Below are 17,824 nucleotides of genomic sequence, written 5' to 3' on the forward strand. Positions count from 1 at the left end.
GTCGCGTCGTCAGCGGCGCGGCCGGCGCCGTTGCCAGATCAGTCGCCCTTGGTTCAGGACCACGAGTCCGACCATCGCGACGAGCGCGACGGTCGTGTCGGACAGGCCTGACCGGTCGATCGCCTTCGCAAGGCCGGCGGAACCGAGGTACAGCGAGACTGCGAGCGTGGGTGTGACCGGCGCGAACAGCAGCGGGTGTCTCGTGGCGAACCGGTTGAACCTGTTGTCCGGCAGGATCCTCGTCCGGTAGACGGGGTTGTCGGACTGGGAGTCGATGTAGGCGACGTCCTTGGTGCAGGCGGCGACGAAGAGCATCGAGCCGACCGCTCCGCCCACGATGCCGGCGTTGCTGACCCACCCGGCCCACGCGGTGAGGTCGCTCCTGTCGCCGCCGATGGCCGAGGCCACTACGAGGCCGAACGCGCCGCCGCGGCCCAGGTAGTCGAGGAATCGGCCGCCGAAGGGGAACCAGCGGGCCTTCATGTCGTCATCGAGCATCGCCCTGGCCAGGAACCAGATCCGGCTCACGGAGATCCGCCACCCCATCCGCCGGAGCTCACCGATCGAGGTCGCCCCGCGGATGCGGTCCTCCCAGATTTTCGTGGCGATCCTGGCGCGTTCCTCGGCCCTGTCGGACACACCGGCCACGGCGTTCTTCAGCCGTTGCGTCCGTGGCGTGTCGCCGTCGGTGATCTTCTCCATCGACGCGTGCGCCCGGTGGCGTTCGGACTCGTCGGGCATGGACTCGACGCGCGTCTCGATCTCCCGGATCCAGATCAGGTCTTTTCGAGTGTTGTGCAGCGTCGTCGGCAGCAGGTCCCGCAGGAACGCCCGCATGACCTGCCCGTCGGTCGGCCGATCACGAAGCCGGCCGATTTGGTCGTCGAGCGCCTTGTAGACGATGGCGTTGAACGCCGTTCCTCCGGCGGCCGAGAAGAGCAGCGCGGCGACGAGAGCGGTGCTCGTGAAGACCGAGGCGGCCAGGTAGAAGACCACTACGGCCCCGAATGACGGTAATGGCGTCACAAGCGCTCCCTCAACGTCCCGACGGCACGCCAGGATGCACGTCCGCCACAACGGCCCGGACCCGAACGTCGGCCGGTTCACCCGTCCGGAACAACACGCGCAGCAGGGCCCAGCGCTGACAGCGCTGCCGAACAGCACCCCGCCGGAGTTGGCCCCTGCCGGTAGTCGGACCCCGCCGGTAGTCGGACCCCGTACCTCATCCCGACCGGCGCATCCTGGCTCAACCTGGTCGAGCGACGGTCTTGCCCGACACCGCCGACGAATTTGACGACCCAGGACCCTAAGCTGCCGAACGTGAACGCTGTGCGGCTTTCCACCGGGCGGTCGGCCAGTGCGGCGGGCGTCGCGGCGCTGGTGGCCAACGTGTTGATCGTGTTGACCGGCGCGCTGGTCCGGTTGACCGGCTCCGGGCTCGGCTGTCCGACCTGGCCCACCTGCACGGGCGACTCGTTCGTGACCACGCCGGAGATGGGCCTGCACGGGGTGGTCGAGTTCGGCAACCGGGTGCTGGGCATCGTCGTCGGCCTGGTCGTGCTGGTGCTGGTGGTCGCCGTCGCCCGGCACCGCTCCCGACCGGCGAAGACGCTACCGCTGGCCATCGGCGTTCTCGTCGGTGTCGGCTTGCAGGGCCTGATCGGCGGGCTCAGCGTCCGCGTGGCCCTGGCGCCCGAGGTCGTCGCGGTGCACTTCCTGGTCAGCATGGTGCTGGTCGCGGCCCTCGTCGTGCTGGTCGACCTGCTCGCACGTCCACAAGCTGCCCCGCGCGTTCCGGTGGACCGGCGGGTGCGGTGGTCGGTGACGGCGTTGCCGGTGGCGCTGACGGCGACGCTGGTGCTGGGCACGCTGGTCACCGGCAGCGGTCCGCACGCGGGTGACGAGGACGCGCGCCGGTTCGGCTTCGACGCTGCAGCCCTGACGTCGGCGCACGCCATCGCTGTCGTGGTCCTGGTGGCGCTCCAGATCGGGGTGCTGGCGCTGGTGCGCAACCGTGCCGCGCTGGCCCTGGTTGCCGTATCGGTCGCTCAAGGCGTGGTCGGCAGTGTCCAGAGCGCGTTGGCGCTGCCGGTGCCGTTGGTGGCGGCCCACGTCGTCACCGCCGCCTTGGTCGTCGCGGCCACCGCCCACCTGGTCGTGCGGACGTTCCGGGCCCGCGCCTAGACCGCCGTCGCGGCGTCCTCGTCCGCTGTCGGCTCGGCGCCTTCCTCGACCAGGTGACCGGTCTCGGACTCGCGCTCCAGCACCCACAGCCCTTCCTCGCGCCGCCACGACGTGAGCGAGCCGTTGGGCACCACCATGTTCCGCGCGAACGTCGTCAGGTCGCGCTCCGGCAGGCCCTCCAGCAGGTAGCGCAGCAGGAACGCGGTGATCTCGTGCCCGAACAGCAGCACCCGCCGTCCGTCCAGGTCGCGCAGCAACGACCGCAGCCGCAACGCCACGTCCGCCCACGACTCGCCGCCCGGCGGCCGGTAGTAGAACTTGCCCAGCCGCCGCTCGCGGGCCGGCTCCTCCGGGTACCGCCGCGCCACGCCGTGCTTGGTCAGCACGTCGAACACGCCCAGCTCGCGGTCGCGCAGCCGTTCGTCCACCCGGCTCCGGGAATGGCCGGGCACGGCGAGGTGGGCGGTGTCGAGGGCACGCAGGTAGGGCGAGGACACCACCAGGTCCGGCCACTGCTCGCGCGGCATCGAGGCGAACCACCGGCCCAGCGCCTTGCCCTGCCGCTCGCCTTCGGGGGACAGCGGCACGTCCGCGTCGCGTTCCGGCAGGTCGACCACGTCGTGACCGGCCGCCTCCGCGGCCTCCCACGCCACGTTGCCGCTGCTCTCGCCGTGCCTGATCAACCCGATCCAGTCCACGCCAACAGGGTCCACGCGAGCCAACCTAGCCGGACCTCGCCACGCCGGCATTCCCTGGCGTTCACCCTGGCGCGGTAGAACTCCGGGCGTGGACGACGTGGACGCGTACTGCGAACGCCTGGCGCCCGGGCTCTGGGCCGAACCGCTCAACGCGGTGAGCAACGCGGCCTTCCTGATCGCGGCGGCCGTGCTGTGGTGGCGCTACCGCCCGCGGCAGAAGAGCCTGCGGGCGTTGCCGGTGCTGCTCGCCCTGGTCGGGTTGGGCAGCCTGAGCTTCCACACGGTGGCCGACACGCTCACCAACCTGTTCGACGTCGGCTTCATCGCGGTCTACGTGATCTGGTACCTGATCGTGTTCGCGCACCACTACCTGAACGTCCGGTGGGCGTTCGCCTGGCTCGCCGCTCCCGTGTTCATCGTCTTCGCGGTGGCCGTCGCACCGCTCGGCGCGAAGATCCCGGGTGGTTCGGGCATCTACCTGGCGCCGTTCCTGGCGCTGCTGCTCGTCACGGTCGTCGCGGTGGCGAAGCAGATGCCGTGGCACGACCTGGCGCTGGCCGCCGGCGTGTTCCTGGTGTCGGTGACGCTGCGGACGCTCGACCAGCCCGTGTGCGGGGCGTGGCCGAGCGGCACGCACTACTTTTGGCACCTGCTGAACGCGGTGGTGCTGTTCCTGGTGGCCCGGCAGGTCATTCTACTTCGGCGGCCAGCCGTCCGGACCTGACCGCCTTGGCCAGCTCCTCGTGGTCGGCGGCCGTGCGGTCGGCGTAGTCCAGCGCGTACCGGGCGATCGCCTCGTCCAGTTCCTCGCCGTCTTCGCAGTACCCGGCCAGCAGCCGCGGGTCCACCGAACGGCTGTGCGCACGGGCCAGCAGCGCGCCCGCGAGCCGGCCGTAGTCGTCCAGGTCGTCCCGCTTCAACGTGGTCGCGTCGATCTCGCCCTTGCGGTTGCGGAACTGGCGGACGATGTACGGCCGCCCGTCGATCGTGGTCCAGCCGAGCAGGATGTCCGTCTCCGCCTGCACGAGCCGCGCGCCGTGCACGATCCGCTTGCCCTCGTGCTTCACGGCCGGTGACCCGAGGAACGGGGCCAGCGCCGACGGCCGTGCCTCCTTGGCCTGGAGGACCAGCGCTTCGTCTCCGTTGCCGTGCAACAGGATCAGGTAGTTGCGCAAGCCGACGCTGCCGGTGCCGACCACCCGGAACGCCACGTCCGACACGCTGTAGCGCATGATCAGGTTGTACCGGGACTCGCGCAGGGTGTCCACATAGGACGGCAGCGCGTCAGCGACCTCCTGCGCGACCGACTCGGAGATCCGGGTCAGCACAGGGGGGTCGGGGACGAACCGGATGTGCTCGCCCTCGCGCCGGGTCCACTTCGCCGCCAACCGCGCGCTGGTGTTCTTGCGCGCCTTCGACGCCGCCTTGCTGAAGTTGTCCATCAGGTCGTCGGCCTTGGACTTGGTCAACACCGACTCGTCGCCCAGCGCGCTCCACGACTCCAGGAACGGGATCTCGGCCAGGTGCCGTGCCGCGCCCCGGTAGGCGCGCACCGCGTCGGACGCCGCGTCACGGCAACCCTTCTCGGACACGCCGCCCTCGCGGCCCGCCAGCACCAGCGACGTCGCCAGCCGCTTCAGGTCCCACTCCCACGGGCCGGGCAGGGTCTCGTCGAAATCGTTGATGTCCATCACGATCTGGCCTTCGGGCGTGCCGTAGAGGCCGAAGTTCGCCGCGTGCGCGTCACCGCACAGCTGCGCGTCCAGCCCACTGCCCGCGCCGACGGCCAGGTCGCCCGCCATGAGCCCGGCGCTGCCCCGGAAGAACGCGAACGGCGAGGCCAGCATCCGGCCGACCCGCAGCGGCACCAGCTCCGGCAGCCTGCCCTCGTTGGACGCGGCCATGAACTCGACCACGGCCGGCCGGTCCGGCGCGAGCGGCATCTCGCGGTGCGCCTCGTGACCCACCGCCGCCCGCAACTCGCGGCCGCGCGCCAGGACGTCCTCGGGTTCGACCCACTGCCCCAGCGCCGCAGCCGCTTCCGCCCTTTTGCGTTCTCCCATGTGGGTAATGATGGGTGGCGGGGCCGCCAAATACATCGGCCTCGACACGTCTGTGACCTGCGTTAACGCTGCGTGGTCGCGTCGGTCGTTCCGGTGCTCGTTTCGCGTCGGTCACGCTTTTTCGACCGACGCGAAACGAGCGGCGGAGCGGCCGACTTCCGGGCGACCACGCACGACCTGCCGGAGGCAGGTCAATCGGACACAGTGCCCAAGACCTCGCCAATTGCGTCGACACCGCGGTCCAACTCTTCGCGGGTGATCACGAGCGGGGGAGCGACGCGCAGGGTCGTGTCCTGGGTCTCCTTGCACAGCACGCCCAGCCCGGCCAGCGCCTCCGACGCCTCACGTCCGCGCGGCCCACCGGGCGCGATCTCGACGCCCGCCCACAGCCCGCGTCCGCGCACTTCGGCCACACCGTGCCCGATCAGCTCGCCGAGCCGTGCGTGCAGGTGGACGCCCAGCTCGCGGGACCGTTCCTGGAACTCGCCGGTCGCCAGCAGCTTCACCACGGCCCGGCCGACCGCGCAGGCCAGCGGGTTGCCGCCGAACGTCGACCCGTGTTCACCGGGCCGCAGCACGCCCAGCACCGCACGGCTGCCGACCACCGCGGACACCGGCAGGATGCCGCCGCCCAGCGCCTTGCCCAACGTGTACAGGTCGGCCCGCACGCCGTCGTGGTCCAACGCCAGCAGGTCGCCGGTGCGGCCGAGCCCGGACTGGATCTCGTCCGCGATCAGCAGCACGTTGTGCTCGTCGCACAGCGCCCGCGCGCCCGCCAGGTACCCCGCCGGCGGCACGACCACGCCCGCCTCGCCCTGGATCGGCTCCAGCAGCACGGCCGCGGTCCGCTCGGTGATCGCGTCGCGCAGCGCGTCCAGCGACCCGTACTCCACGACCTTGAAGCCCGGCGTGAACGGCCCGAAGTCGTTGCGGGCCACGTCGTCGGTGGAGAACGAGACGATCGTGGTGGTGCGGCCGTGGAAGTTCGACCCGGCGACGACGATCTCGGCCGTGCCGGACGGCACGCCCTTCACCCGGTACGCCCACTTGCGGGCCACCTTGATCGCCGACTCGACGGCCTCCGCGCCGGAGTTCATCGTCAGCACCATCTCGGTGCCGGTCAGCTCGGCGAGCTCGCGGCAGAACAGGCCGAACTGGTCGTGGTGGAACGCGCGGCTGGTCAGCGTGACGCGGCCCAGCTGCGCGATCGCGGCGGCCACCAGGTCCGGGTGCCGGTGGCCGAAGTTGAGCGAGGAGTAGCCGGACAGGAAGTCCAGGTACCGCCGGCCCTCGACATCGGTGACCCACGCGCCCTCGCCGTGCGAGATCACGATCGGCAGCGGGTGGTAGTTGTGCGTGCTCCATTCGTCGTCGAGCCCGATGAACTGCCGGGAGGTCGGAGCGGCGTGCCCTGCGGTGAACGGAGCCGTGGCGGTCATGTCACCAGGCTAAAGGGCCTACGCCAGCGATTTCATCCGCCAAGTGTTGCGCGTCCGACGTCTTCATTGCGCAAATCACCGGCCCGGCGGCGATCCGTTGCGCAGTGGGCGAAGCCATGATCGTCCGGTTACCCTCCGACGATGGCGAAGAAGTCCGCGCAGGTCCAGTCGATATCCGACGCGTTCCGGGTGCGCCCGGAGGACTTCGACCTGGCGAAGGTCGATCCGGCGGCCACGCCGGTCGGCCCGCAGTCGAAGGCCGAGGCCGCCGAGGACATGCCGAAGATCGGCGAGGAGCTGGACGGGCTCCAGGAGGCGCTGTACGCGGAGGGCACGGGCGGCAGCCGTCGGCGGGTGCTGCTGGTGCTCCAGGGCATGGACACCTCCGGCAAGGGCGGCACGATCCGGCACGTCGCCGGCCTCGTGAACCCGCAGGGCCTGCACATCTCCTCGTTCAAGAAGCCGACCCGCGCGGAACTGCGGCACGAGTTCCTGTGGCGCATCCGCCGCCAGGTCCCGCTGCCCGGCTACATCGGCGTGTTCGACCGCTCGCACTACGAGGACGTGCTGGTCGCGCGGGTGGACAACCTCGTGCCGTCGACCGAGTGGCGCCGCCGGTACCGGCAGATCAACGCCTTCGAGACCGAGTTGGCCGCGGAGGGCGTCACGACGATCAAGTGCTTCCTGCACATCTCGCCGGAACGCCAGCGGGAACGGCTCGTCGCCCGGCTGGAGGACCCGCTGAAGCGGTGGAAGTACAACCCGGCCGACCTAGAGGTGCGGGCCAAGTTCTCCCGGTACCAGCTGGCCTACCAGGACGCGCTGGCCAAGTGCTCGACGCCGGCCGCGCCGTGGTTCGCCGTGCCGTCGGACCGCAAGTGGTACCGGAACTGGGTGGTGGCCCGGCTGCTCCTGGAGACCCTGCGCGACCTCACGCCCACCTACCCCGAGCCCTCGTACGATCCGGCCGTCGAGTTGGCACGGCTCCGGGAATCCGACCCGTTGCGCTAGACGCAATCTTCGTTGCGCCTCTTGCTTGTTCGCGGTGATCCACGCCACTGTGGGACTCGCCGCGGGCCGTTGGAGCGGAGGTTCGGTGTGGGTGTGGACAGGCGTCAATTCCTGGGGGCCGTTGGTGTGGGAGCGGGGTTGTTGATGACCGAGGGTGCCGCCCGAGCGGATCGGCCGGAGCACGGGCACAGGGCGGAGGTCCCCGTCTACCTGGGCACCTACACGTCCTGGGCGGGCGGTGGCGCGGGGATCGGGCTGGGCGTGTACGACGGCGCGACCGGGCGGCTGCGGGCCACCGGCGTGGTCGAGGGCGTGCCGAACCCGTCGTTCGTGATCGTCGAGGGCCGCCGGCTGTACGCGGTGAACGAGCAGTCCGACGGTGGGGTGACCGCGCTGGAGATCGGCGCGGACGGCGTGCCGAAGGTGATCAACACCCGGAGCACGGGCGGCGCCGACCCATGCCACCTGGCGTTGCACCGGGGTTTCGTCCTGTCGGCGAACTACAGCTCCGGCAGCGTGTCCGTGCACCCGGTGCGGCCCGACGGTGGCCTGGGCGAGCGCACGGACCTCGTCGTGCACGAGGGCGCCGGGCCGGACCCGGCGCGGCAGGAGGGGCCGCACGCACACCAGGTGCTGCCCGACCCGGCCGGCGAGTTCGTGCTGGCGGTCGACCTGGGCACCGACTCGGTCTACAGCTACCGGCTGGGCGACGACGGCAAGCTGACGCCGGTCGCCACGGCCCGCCTGCACGCGGGAGCCGGGCCGCGACACCTCGCGTTCCACCCGTCCGGGAAGTTCGCGTACATCGCCAACGAGTTGGACTCCACGATCGTGGTGGCGGCCTACGACGACGGGGTGCTCACGCCCGGCCAGAAGGTGAGCACACTCCCCGCCGGCACGCCGACCACGCCGCCCAACTACCCGGCCGAGATCCTGGTGTCTCCGGACGGACGGCACGTCTACCTGTCCAACCGGGGTCACGACAGCGTGGCCGTGTTCGCCGTCGAACGCGGCGGGGCGGAGCTGCGGCTGGTCGAGGCGACGCCGGTGGGCGGCAAGTTCCCCCGGCACATCACGCTCGACAGGTCCGGTCGGTTCCTGCTCGCGGCCAACCAGAACTCCAACAACATCACCACGTTCGCGGTGGACCGCGCCACCGGGAAGCTGCGCCAGGTCGGCGACTTCGCCTCGCCGATCCCGGTGTGTGTCGCCCTGAAGGGTTAAACCCCGACGGGTCAACTTCTCCCGGCCGCACTGTCCACAGTGGTACGTCAATGGGTCATGAACCTCATCTCGATCGCCATGGTGATGGCCTTGACCCCAGCCCCGGTCGCGCCGGAGCTCGTCGCGTTGGGTGACTCCTACGCGGCGGGCACCGGAGCGGGCAACGAGGCTTCCGACTCCTGCCGGCAGAGCCCGCACGCCTTCCCCCGGCTGTGGGCCGAACGCAACAGCGCGTCGTTGGTGCTGGCCGCCTGCGCCGGGGCGCGAACGGCGGATGTGGCCCGGCAGGCCGAGCGCATCAAGCCGTCCGCCACGTTGGTCACCATCACGGCCGGCGGCAACGACGCTGGATTCGCGGACGTCATGACGACCTGCACCACGGGCGATGACGAGGAGTGCGTGCAGCGGGTCGGCACCGCCGAGACGTTCATCCGGGACGAGTTGCCCGGCCGGTTGGACGCGCTGTACGGCGAGGTGGACAAGCGGACGTCGGCCAAGGTCGTCGTGCTGGGCTACCCGCGGCTGTTCTCGCACAGCGAGTTGTGCCTGATGAGCGAGCCGAAGCGGAACGCGATCAACCGGGCGGCCGACGTGATGGCCGAGGTCACGGCGGCGCGGGCCGAGGCGGCCGGGTTCGGGTTCGCCGACGTGCGGCGGACGTTCGACGGGCACGGCGTGTGCTCCGGCGACGCGTGGGTGAACGGCCTGGTGCTGATCCCCATCGACCGGTCGTACCACCCGAACCGGGCCGGCCACGAGCGCGGCTACCTCCCGGCCTTGACGACAGCGGCTTCGTAAGTGCAGACTTACCGTTCGTGGGCACTTACCAAGCGATGGCGGCGTTGGGCGACCCGACCCGGAGGCTGATCTTCGAACGACTCGTCGCCGGGCCGCTCGCGGTCGGCGAACTGGCCGCCGAGCTGCCGGTGAGCAGGCCCGCGGTGTCCCAGCACCTCAAGGTGCTCAAGCAGGCGCGACTCGTGCGTGACGACGCGGTCGGCACCCGGCGGGTCTACCGGGTCGACCCGGTGGGCGTGCGCGCGCTGCGGGACTACTTCGACGATCTGTGGGGCAAGGCGCTCGACGCTTTCGCCCAAGCCGTGGAGGAGGAGCAATGACGGAAGAAGTCCGCCGGTCGGTCACCGTGGCCGCATCACCGGAGCGCGCGTTCGAGGTGTTCACCGCGAAGTTCGCCACCTGGTGGCCGCCGACCCACCGCATCGGCGCGACCGACATCGCCGACGTGGTCGTGGAGCCGCACGAGGGCGGCCGGTGGTTCGAGCGCGGGGTGGACGGCGCCGAGTGCGATTGGGGCGCCGTGCTGGCCTACGAACCGCCCGACAGGCTCCTGCTGTCGTGGCACCTCGACGGGACGTGGTCGTACGACCCGGACCCGGAGCGCGCCAGCGAGGTCGAGGTCACGTTCACCGCGGTCGACGCCGGGACGCTCGTCGAGCTGGTGCACCGCGGCTTCGACCGGCACGCCACCCCGCCCGGCCAGGTCATGGCGCGCGTCTCGGGCGAGGGCGGCTGGGGCCACATCCTGGACCGCTTCGCCACGACCGTGTGACCGGTCGGCAGTGGCTTGACCGGGTGGCATAACCGGTTGGCGTCGGCGGCGGCCCATTGACCATGATGCGGGCGTGAAACCCACCGTCGGGCTGCGTCAGGTCGCCGCCACCCGCTATGTCACGCCCTTCCGGGAGGGCGGCTCCCTGCCGGGGCTGATCGAAGCCGACGACCTCGGCATGTACGTCGTCAAGTTCCGCGGCGCGGGCCAGGGCGTGAAGGCGCTGATCGCCGAGATCGTGGTCGGCGAACTGGCCCGCCGCCTCGGCTTCCGGGTGCCCGAGATCGTCCTGGTCGACCTGGACCCGGAGCTGGGCCGTTCCGAGCCCGACCAGGAGGTGCAGGAGCTGCTGAAGGCCAGCGGCGGGCTCAACCTGGGGCTGGACTACCTGCCCGGCTCGTTCGACTACAACCCGGTGGTGCGCGAGCCCGGCGCCGACCTCGCCACCCGGCTGCTGTGGCTGGACGCGCTCACGCTCAACGTGGACCGCAGCTGGCGCAACCCGAACACCCTGCTGTGGCACCGGGAGCTGTGGCTGATCGACCACGGCGCGTCGCTGTACTTCCACCACTCCTGGCGGCCCGACCGGTTCCCGGCGGCGACCTACCGGTTCGACGTGGCCGACCACCTGATGCTGCCGTTCACCGGCGCCATGGCCGAGGTGGACGCCGAGCTGACCGCCCTCGTCACGCCCGAGCTGGTGCGGGAGGTGCTGGCGCTGGTGCCGGACCCGTGGCTGGAGCAGGACGAGGCGTTCGGCACACCGCAGGCCGTGCGCGAGGCGTACGAGTCGTTCTTCACCGCCCGCCTGGCCGCGCCGCGGACCTGGGTCGACGCACTGGAGGCCGCTCGTGCCGCACGTGTTTGAGTACGCCGTGCTGCGCGCCGTGCCGCGGCAGGAACGTGGCGAGTTCGTGAACGTCGGGGTGTTGGTCTACTGCTCGGCGCTGAACTTCCTCGGCGCACGCGTGCACGTGGACGAGCAGCGGTTGCTGACGTTGGACCCGTTCCTGGACGTGGAGGTGTTGCGGGCCAGCCTGGAGCACTTGGGACTGTCGTGCGACGGCGTGCCCAATGCCGGTCCGGTGTCGCGCACGTCGGCCGGACAGCGGTTCCGCTGGCTCACCGCGCCGCGCAGCACGATCATCCAGACATCCCCCGCTCACACCGGCCTGACCGACGACCCGGAGGCCGAGTTGGACCGCCTGCTGGCGTCCCTCGTGCTGCCACCCGACCACTAGGGTGGCAACCTCTCGGAGCGCACCGCGTCTTTAGGTGCGAGCAGTGACCGACACACGGACGGGGTCGCTTGATGAGCGCCGGATACCAGCAGGGCGGGTATCAGCAGGGCGGATACCGCCAGGGTGGGCAACCGCGGCAGCGCGGTCCACAGCAGCGTGGTCCCCAACAGGCCGGCAACCGCCAGGGCGGTTACCAGCAGGGCGGGCACCAGCAGCAACCCGCGTACCAACAGCCTGGAGGACGTCCGGTGCCCAAGCGCCGCAAGCCGAGATTCCGCCGGATCATCGGCATCGTCCTCGTGCTGCTGCTGGCCTTCTCGATCGGCATGTGGTTCTACGTCGATTCTTCGTTGCGCCGGATCGACGCGCTGGCCGACTACCCGGACCGGCCGGCGGACACGCCGGGCACCAACTGGCTGCTGGTCGGGTCGGACGCGCGGGACGACCTGAGCGAGGAGCAGAAGGCTCAACTGTCCACAGGGGACGCGGGCGGTCGGCGCACGGACACCATCATGCTGCTGCACATCCCGGAGGGCTCCGGGAAGTCCACATTGGTGAGCATCCCTCGTGACTCCTATGTGGGCATTCCGGGCAACGGCCAGAACAAGATCAACGCGGCGTTCGCGTTCGGCGGGCCGTCGCTGCTGGTGCAGACGGTCGAGGGCGCCACGGGCATCCACATCGACCACTACATGGAGATCGGCTTCGGCGGCTTCGCCGGGATCGTGGACGCGGTCGGCGGCGTGGACATGTGCATCGACGAGCCGATGCAGGACCCGTTGGCCGGTCTCGACCTCCAGCCGGGCTGCCAGGAGTTGGACGGCACGCAGGCGCTGGGCTTCGTCCGGTCGCGGGCGTTCGCCACGGCCGACCTCCAGCGGGTGGAGAACCAGCGCAAGTTCCTCGCCGCGCTGTCGGACAAGGCGACGAGCTTCGGCACGCTGGCCAACCCGTTCCGCGCCTTCCCGCTGCTGTTCGCGAGCACCGACTCCATCTCGGTGAACTCCGACGACCACCTGCACCACCTGGCCGGCATGGCGTTCGCCATGGGCGGCGGAGTGGACACGGTCACCGTGCCGGTGGGCGGCACGCCGACCGTGGCGGGCGCCGGGTCCGTCGTGACTTGGGACAAGGAGAAGGCGCTGGCCCTCTTCGGCGCGCTGGAGCAGGACAAGCCCGTCCCCGCCGACCTCCTCCCGGCCCCGAAGTAGCCCTCACACCCTGACCACCACGCACACGCTGATCACCAACGCAACGGGCCGCCGGGCACCCCGCCCCGGCGGCCCGCTCCGCGTGAGTCCTACGTTCAGAACGCGCGAGTCCTACGTTCAGGACCACCGTGTCCTACGTTCAGGACCCCTGAATTCAACGCTCAGGACGCGTCAGCCGGCTGGGGCGTGGCGGCCGGGGTCTGCTCGGCGACGTCCACGGTGATCTTCTTGAAGACCTGCGTGGCGGCCTGCTTGGCGGACTGCTCGACGACCTGTGTGGCGGGCTCTTTCACCGGCGGCGTCACGGCCTGCGTCACCGGCGGCGTCACGACCTGCTGCACGGCAGCCTTCGGCGCCTGCTGCACGGCCTGCACGAGCGCGGCGTCCGGCGTGTTCGCGGTCTCAGGCGTATCCGCGGCGGCCTGCACTGCCTCGGCGGCCTCGCTGGCGAGGATGATCCCCTCGAACTCGCGCAGCAGGTCGTCGTAGATCGGCGTGAGTGACACTTTGTAACCCCCAAGACGTGGTTCGTCCCCCGAACGGGCCAAAGCAGCGTACCTATGGCCGCACCTCGGCTTCACCCGGTATTCAACATCCCGATCACATCGGCGCTAACTGTTGGCTAAACACACCCGCCACCCACCGGTTGTGGCGACCTGTCACATGGGCGGCGAACCGCAGGTCACCTAGCGTTTCACGGCATGACGAGTGTTCCCGGTCACAGCGACGACCTGTCCGGCCGCACCGCCCTGGTCACCGGCGCCGGCAGCGGCATCGGCCGGGCGTGTGCGGCGGCCCTCGCGCGCGCCGGGGCGAAAGTGCACCTGGTCGACCGCGACCGCGACTCGGTCACCGAGGCGGCACGGGAGTCCGGCGGCACCGAGCACGTGGTCGACCTCGCCGCCGACGACCCTGCCCGCGACCTGCCCACCGAAGTGGACATCCTGGTCAACAACGCGGGCCTCCAGCACGTCGCCCCGATCCACGAGTTCCCGCCCGACCGGTTCGAGCTCCTCCAGCGGGTCATGGTCACCGCGCCGTTCCTGCTCACCCGGCACGTGCTGCCGCACATGTACCAGCGCGGCTGGGGCCGGGTGGTGAACATCTCCAGCGTGCACGGCCTGCGGGCGAGCGCGTTCAAGGCCGCCTACGTCACCGCGAAGCACGGCCTCGAAGGGCTGAGCAAGGTCATCGCGCTGGAAGGCGCACCGAACGGCGTCACCAGCAACTGCGTCAGCCCCGGCTACGTGCGCACCCCGCTGGTCGAGAACCAGGTCGCCGACCAGGCCCGCGCGCACGGCATCGAGCCGGACCAGGTGCTGTCCGACGTGCTGCTCACCCGGCACGCCATCAAGCAGCTCGTCGAACCGGCGGAGGTGGCGTCCGTCGTGCTGTGGCTGTGCGGCGCGCATTCCGGCCACGTCACCGGCTCGTCCATCACGATCGACGGCGGCTGGACCGCCCAGTAACACGCCCAGTAACCCCCTCGTTCCCCCCAACCCCGACGAAGTGGTGACCGACATGACCAACGCCGCCCCTCCGCAGCCGAAACCGTCCTTCAAGAAGGTCGTCATAGGAAGCATGATCGGAACCACAATCGAGTGGTACGACTTCTTCCTCTACGGCTCTGCCGCCGCCCTGGTGTTCAACAAGCTGTTCTTCCCCACGGCGAACCCGCTCACCGGCACGCTGCTGGCGTTCTCCACGTACGCGATCGGCTTCCTGGCCCGTCCGCTGGGCGGCTTGGTGTTCGGCCACTTCGGCGACAAGCTGGGCCGCAAGAAGCTGCTGGTGCTGAGCCTGCTGCTGATGGGCGCGGCGACGTTCGCCATGGGCCTGCTGCCCACGTACGCCACGATCGGTTTCGTCGCACCGCTGCTGTTGACGTTGCTGCGCCTGGTCCAGGGCTTCGCGTTGGGCGGCGAGTGGGGCGGCGCGGTGCTCATCGTGTCCGAGCACGGCAGCGCGGAACGGCGTGGTTTCTGGGCGTCCTGGCCGCAGGCGGGCGCACCGGCGGGCAACCTGCTGGCCACGGCGGTGCTCGCGATCCTGGCGGCCGTGCAGACCGACGAGGCGTTCCTGTCGTGGGGTTGGCGGGTGCCGTTCCTGCTGTCCGGCGTGTTGGTCCTGATCGGACTGTGGATCCGGCTGAGCGTGTCCGAGTCGCCCGTGTTCCTTGAAGCGCAGCGGAAGTTGGAGCAGCAGAAGGTCGCGGCGGGCGCGGTCAAGGAGAAGGCGCCGATCGTGACCGTCATCCGGCACAGCTGGCGCGAGGTGCTGATCGCGATGGGCGCCCGGATGGCCGAGAACGTGTCGTACTACGTGATCACCGCGTTCATCCTGGTCTACATCACGTCGGAACTGGGCATGTCGAAGTCCGCCGGCCTGAACGCGGTGCTCATCGGCTCGGCCGTGCACCTGGTGACGATCCCGATGTGGGGCGCGCTGTCCGACGTGATCGGCCGCCGCGTCACGTACCTGATCGGCGCGATCGGCATCGCCGGGTGGATGTTCGTGTTCTTCGCCTTGTTGGACACGAAGTCGTTCCTGCCGATGACGCTGGCCGTCACCGTCGGTCTGGTGCTGCACGGCGCGATGTACGGGCCGCAGGCGGCGTTCTTCTCCGAGCTGTTCGGCACGAAGGTCCGCTACTCGGGCGCGTCCATCGGCTACCAGCTCGCGTCGATCGCGGCCGGCGCCGTGGCCCCGCTCATCGCCACCGCGCTGCTCTCGGCGTACAACAGCACGTTGCCGATCATCCTGTACGTGGTCGGGATGTGCGTGCTGACCGTGATCGCGGTGCTGGCGGCGAAGGAGACCAAGGGCACCTCCCTGAGCCGGACCGACAACGAACCCGCCGTGGTGCGAGCATGAGGGTATGAGCGAGGCGGACGCGGTGGAGCACCTGTTGGAGCTGCTCGACCTGCTCGCGACCGACGCGGGCAGCGAGCGGCTGGCGGCGGTGCTCCCCGCGGCCCGTGCGGCGGGTCTGCCCGATCACGAGGTGGACCGCGTCGCCCGCGCCGCGGAGTGGGCGTTGAAGATCCGCCGCACGCTCACCGCGCACCGCCGCCGTGAAACGGAACTGGAAGCGCTGTTCGACACGGCGAACGACCTGGCCGGCGTTCGTGACCCGGACGCCGTGCTGCGGTCCATCGTGCGCCGCGCCCGGCTGCTGCTGGGCGCGGACATCGCCTACCTGAGCATGAACGAGCCGGGCGAGCGCGGGACGTACATGCGGGTCACCGACGGGTCGATCTCCGCGCTGTTCCAACAGGTCCGGCTGGGTATGGGCGAGGGGTTGGGCGGGCTGGTGGCGCAGACCGCGCAGCCGTACGTGACCGCCGATTACTTCGCCGACGACCGGTTCAACCACACCGGCCCGATCGACTCGGCGGTGCGTGACGAGGGTCTGGTCGCGATCCTGGGCGTGCCGCTGAAGCTGGACCGCCGGGTGATCGGCGTGCTCTACGCGGCCAACCGGTCGCCGCGCCAGTTCCCGCCCGACGAGGTGGCCCTGCTGTCGTCGCTGGCCGACCACGCGGCCATCGCGCTGGACACGGCGCACCTGCTGGAGGAGACCCGCACGGCGGGCGAGACGATCCGCGCGCACAACGAGGCCATGCGTCGGGCCGAGGAGGCGCACGACCGGCTCACCGACCTGGTGCTGCGCGGCGCGGACGTGCCCGAGGTCGCGGCCGCGGTCGCCAAGGTGCTCGACGGCGGGATCGTGGTGCACGACAACGACGGTGGCGAGCTGGCCCGCATCGGCACGTCGCGTGCGCTGGCACCCCGTGCGGCGGTCAACGCCTCCCGTGCCAGCGGTCGGGCGATTCCGCAGGACGGCACGTGGGTGTGCGCGGTGCTGGCGGGACGTGAGCTGCTGGGTAGCATCACGCTCACCGACCGACCGGACCTCGGTGACGCGGACCGCAGGCTGTTCGAACGCGCCGGTGTCGTCACCGCGCTGCTGCTGCTCTTGCGGCGGACGGTGGCGGAGGCGGAGAACAAGGTGCGCGGCGAGCTGATCACCGACCTGCTGACGTCCGCGGTCGACTCGGTCGCGTTGCGCGCCCGTGCCCGCCGGGTGGGCGTGGAGCTGGCCGCGGACCACGTGGTGCTGGTGGCGGACGGTCCGCGTGACCGACTCCTGGCCGCCGCCGCGCACCACGCGTCGTCGTGCCGCGGGTTGGCGGGTGTGCACGGTGAGCACGTGGTGCTGGTGCTGCCCGGGGCGGATCTGGAGTTCGCGGCGAAGGACGCGGCGCGGGTGCTCGGCAAGGCGGTCGGCCTGCCGGTGACGGTCGGGTCCGGTGGGCCGGCGCACGGTCCCGAAGGCGTGGCCGCCGCGCACGCCGAGGCGGTGCGGTGCCTCAAGGCGTTGCTCCAGCTCGACCGGAAGGGCACTGGCGGGACGTTGGCGGACCTGGGGTTCGTCGGCGTGCTGCTGGGCGACCGGGCCGATGTCGCCGGGTACGTCCGGTCCACCCTCGGGCCGTTGCTGGACTACGACGCCAGCCGCGGAACTGAGCTGGTCCGCACGGTGACGGCGTACTTCGCGTGCGGCGCGAACCTCAGCCGGGCGAAGGACGAGCTGCACGTGCACGTGAACACGGTGGTGCAGCGGCTGGACCGGGTGGCGAGCCTGCTGGGGGACGACTGGCAGTCACCGGAACGGGTGCTGGAGGTGCAGCTCGCGCTCAGGCTGATGAAGGTGCTGGGCGCCCGCTAAGCCCGCCCAGGAATGTCCAGCCACGGTGCTGAGGTGTGGGAGCGCATGTGGCCGCTTGAGCAGGCGGTGCAGTCGAACATGGCGGCCTCTGACCCACGCAGCTCGAAATCGCCCATGTACACGCCATTGCGTTGCATCGGCGTCTCGCACCGGGGGCAGGGTGGGGTCGGTTCCGCCCAGGTCTCAAAGGGCGACAGCGGGAACGTTCCCTTCTCGTCGGGTTCCCCCACAGCGGCTTCGAAGCTGCGACCGCCGTCCAGCCGAAGCGTGAAAGGGCTGCCCCAGTAGAGGAAGGCCCGATCTTCGACCGTCGCCGGAACGGCGTGGCCCGACCACCCGTCCTCGGTGAACGTGATCTTGCCGTGGGCGTTCAGCTCCAGGGACATCGAGTCGTTCATGACCCACTCGAGCTCCAGCCGGCCTTCGTACGATTCCACGCCCGGAAGTGTGC

The 17,824-nt window shown here is 70.6% G+C and carries 19 protein-coding genes; 13 read left to right on the forward strand and 6 right to left on the reverse strand.

The features are described from left to right. Window positions 1-9: 9 nt before the first annotated feature. Complete coding sequence (locus F4560_RS42280; RefSeq protein ID WP_184928620.1) at window positions 10-996, reverse strand: hypothetical protein; 987 nt, start codon at window positions 994-996, stop codon at window positions 10-12. A 324-nt stretch (window positions 997-1,320) separates the two neighbouring features. Here F4560_RS42280 and F4560_RS42285 point away from each other — a divergent pair, with 324 nt between their 5' ends. After that, window positions 1,321-2,184, forward strand: coding sequence for a COX15/CtaA family protein (locus F4560_RS42285; RefSeq protein ID WP_184928621.1), 864 nt, complete (start codon window positions 1,321-1,323; stop codon window positions 2,182-2,184). Here F4560_RS42285 and F4560_RS42290 read toward each other — a convergent pair. Next, complete coding sequence (locus F4560_RS42290) at window positions 2,181-2,897, reverse strand: histidine phosphatase family protein (protein ID WP_312869808.1); 717 nt, start codon at window positions 2,895-2,897, stop codon at window positions 2,181-2,183. The two genes, F4560_RS42285 and F4560_RS42290, sit on opposite strands and share 4 nt — an antisense overlap. Before the next feature lie 73 nt (window positions 2,898-2,970). On the opposite strand from F4560_RS42290, the gene F4560_RS42295 reads away from it, so the two are divergent. Next, window positions 2,971-3,606: a ceramidase domain-containing protein gene (locus F4560_RS42295; RefSeq protein ID WP_184928623.1), complete on the forward strand. Its 636-nt coding sequence runs from the start codon at window positions 2,971-2,973 to the stop codon at window positions 3,604-3,606. Here F4560_RS42295 and F4560_RS42300 read toward each other — a convergent pair. After that, window positions 3,572-4,945 (reverse strand): DUF2252 domain-containing protein, encoded by a 1,374-nt coding sequence (locus F4560_RS42300; protein WP_184928624.1) that lies wholly within the window; start codon window positions 4,943-4,945, stop codon window positions 3,572-3,574. The genes F4560_RS42295 and F4560_RS42300 overlap by 35 nt on opposite strands. A 191-nt stretch (window positions 4,946-5,136) precedes the next feature. Further along, the gene (gene rocD, locus F4560_RS42305; protein WP_184928625.1) at window positions 5,137-6,384 is read right to left on the reverse strand and encodes an ornithine--oxo-acid transaminase; all 1,248 of its coding nucleotides are present in this window, start codon (window positions 6,382-6,384) and stop codon (window positions 5,137-5,139) included. A gap of 141 nt (window positions 6,385-6,525) precedes the next feature. On the opposite strand from rocD, the gene F4560_RS42310 reads away from it, so the two are divergent. The 8 genes from F4560_RS42310 (at window position 6,526) to F4560_RS42345 (ending at window position 12,641) form a co-directional block, all read left to right on the forward strand. Next, entirely contained in the window at window positions 6,526-7,395 is an 870-nt protein-coding gene (locus tag F4560_RS42310) for a PPK2 family polyphosphate kinase (RefSeq protein WP_184928626.1), read from the forward strand. A gap of 144 nt (window positions 7,396-7,539) precedes the next feature. Then, entirely contained in the window at window positions 7,540-8,619 is a 1,080-nt protein-coding gene (locus F4560_RS42315) for a lactonase family protein (protein WP_184928627.1), read from the forward strand. A 57-nt stretch (window positions 8,620-8,676) separates the two neighbouring features. Beyond that, window positions 8,677-9,417 carry an SGNH/GDSL hydrolase family protein gene (locus F4560_RS42320; protein ID WP_184928628.1) on the forward strand — a complete coding sequence of 247 codons (741 nt, stop codon included), beginning with the start codon at window positions 8,677-8,679 and terminating at the stop codon, window positions 9,415-9,417. Between the two features lie 17 nt (window positions 9,418-9,434). Further along, a complete protein-coding gene (locus F4560_RS42325) occupies window positions 9,435-9,737 on the forward strand; it encodes an ArsR/SmtB family transcription factor (protein ID WP_312869809.1) in 303 nt (100 codons plus the stop codon). Beyond that, a complete protein-coding gene (locus F4560_RS42330) occupies window positions 9,734-10,189 on the forward strand; it encodes an SRPBCC family protein (RefSeq protein WP_184928629.1) in 456 nt (151 codons plus the stop codon). Before F4560_RS42325 ends, F4560_RS42330 begins: the two co-directional genes overlap by 4 nt. A gap of 73 nt (window positions 10,190-10,262) precedes the next feature. Further along, window positions 10,263-11,057 carry a HipA family kinase gene (locus F4560_RS42335; protein WP_184928630.1) on the forward strand — a complete coding sequence of 265 codons (795 nt, stop codon included), beginning with the start codon at window positions 10,263-10,265 and terminating at the stop codon, window positions 11,055-11,057. After that, window positions 11,041-11,430, forward strand: a complete 390-nt coding sequence (locus F4560_RS42340; protein WP_184928631.1) for a DUF3037 domain-containing protein — start codon at window positions 11,041-11,043, stop codon at window positions 11,428-11,430. Before F4560_RS42335 ends, F4560_RS42340 begins: the two co-directional genes overlap by 17 nt. 71 nt (window positions 11,431-11,501) lie before the next feature. Continuing rightward, window positions 11,502-12,641 carry an LCP family protein gene (locus F4560_RS42345; protein ID WP_184928632.1) on the forward strand — a complete coding sequence of 380 codons (1,140 nt, stop codon included), beginning with the start codon at window positions 11,502-11,504 and terminating at the stop codon, window positions 12,639-12,641. A 161-nt stretch (window positions 12,642-12,802) separates the two neighbouring features. Here F4560_RS42345 and F4560_RS42350 read toward each other — a convergent pair whose 3' ends face one another. Continuing rightward, on the reverse strand, window positions 12,803-13,147 hold the full coding sequence (locus F4560_RS42350) for a hypothetical protein (RefSeq protein WP_184928633.1): 345 nt from the start codon (window positions 13,145-13,147) through the stop codon (window positions 12,803-12,805). Window positions 13,148-13,342: 195 nt separating this feature from the next. On the opposite strand from F4560_RS42350, the gene F4560_RS42355 reads away from it, so the two are divergent. Genes F4560_RS42355 through F4560_RS42365 form a run of 3 tightly spaced genes read left to right on the forward strand, consistent with a single transcriptional unit; the run spans window position 13,343 to window position 17,373 of the window. Next, window positions 13,343-14,110 (forward strand): 3-hydroxybutyrate dehydrogenase, encoded by a 768-nt coding sequence (locus F4560_RS42355; RefSeq protein WP_184928634.1) that lies wholly within the window; start codon window positions 13,343-13,345, stop codon window positions 14,108-14,110. Window positions 14,111-14,162: 52 nt separating this feature from the next. Further along, a complete protein-coding gene (locus tag F4560_RS42360; protein ID WP_184928635.1) occupies window positions 14,163-15,515 on the forward strand; it encodes an MFS transporter in 1,353 nt (450 codons plus the stop codon). A 4-nt stretch (window positions 15,516-15,519) separates the two neighbouring features. Then, a complete protein-coding gene (locus tag F4560_RS42365; protein ID WP_184928636.1) occupies window positions 15,520-17,373 on the forward strand; it encodes a helix-turn-helix domain-containing protein in 1,854 nt (617 codons plus the stop codon). Here the strand turns inward: F4560_RS42365 and F4560_RS42370 are convergent. Then, window positions 17,370-17,810, reverse strand: coding sequence for a hypothetical protein (locus F4560_RS42370; RefSeq protein ID WP_184928637.1), 441 nt, complete (start codon window positions 17,808-17,810; stop codon window positions 17,370-17,372). The two genes, F4560_RS42365 and F4560_RS42370, sit on opposite strands and share 4 nt — an antisense overlap. Window positions 17,811-17,824 lie beyond the last annotated feature (14 nt).

It is taken from the genome of Saccharothrix ecbatanensis, assembly GCF_014205015.1.
Taxonomy (GTDB): Bacteria; Actinomycetota; Actinomycetes; order Mycobacteriales; family Pseudonocardiaceae; genus Actinosynnema; species Actinosynnema ecbatanense.

What these genes read in the sequence shown, in the direction of transcription:
- F4560_RS42300 (WP_184928624.1), bottom strand. Translation starts at nt 4,945, where the DNA reads ATGGGAGAACGCAAAAGGGCGGAAGCGGCTGCGGCGCTGGGGCAGTGG.
- rocD (WP_184928625.1), bottom strand. Translation starts at nt 6,384, where the DNA reads ATGACCGCCACGGCTCCGTTCACCGCAGGGCACGCCGCTCCGACCTCC.
- F4560_RS42310 (WP_184928626.1), top strand. Translation starts at nt 6,526, where the DNA reads ATGGCGAAGAAGTCCGCGCAGGTCCAGTCGATATCCGACGCGTTCCGG.
- F4560_RS42315 (WP_184928627.1), top strand. Translation starts at nt 7,540, where the DNA reads ATGACCGAGGGTGCCGCCCGAGCGGATCGGCCGGAGCACGGGCACAGG.
- F4560_RS42320 (WP_184928628.1), top strand. Translation starts at nt 8,677, where the DNA reads ATGAACCTCATCTCGATCGCCATGGTGATGGCCTTGACCCCAGCCCCG.
- F4560_RS42330 (WP_184928629.1), top strand. Translation starts at nt 9,734, where the DNA reads ATGACGGAAGAAGTCCGCCGGTCGGTCACCGTGGCCGCATCACCGGAG.
- F4560_RS42345 (WP_184928632.1), top strand. Translation starts at nt 11,502, where the DNA reads ATGAGCGCCGGATACCAGCAGGGCGGGTATCAGCAGGGCGGATACCGC.
- F4560_RS42355 (WP_184928634.1), top strand. Translation starts at nt 13,343, where the DNA reads ATGACGAGTGTTCCCGGTCACAGCGACGACCTGTCCGGCCGCACCGCC.
- F4560_RS42360 (WP_184928635.1), top strand. Translation starts at nt 14,163, where the DNA reads ATGACCAACGCCGCCCCTCCGCAGCCGAAACCGTCCTTCAAGAAGGTC.
- F4560_RS42365 (WP_184928636.1), top strand. Translation starts at nt 15,520, where the DNA reads ATGAGCGAGGCGGACGCGGTGGAGCACCTGTTGGAGCTGCTCGACCTG.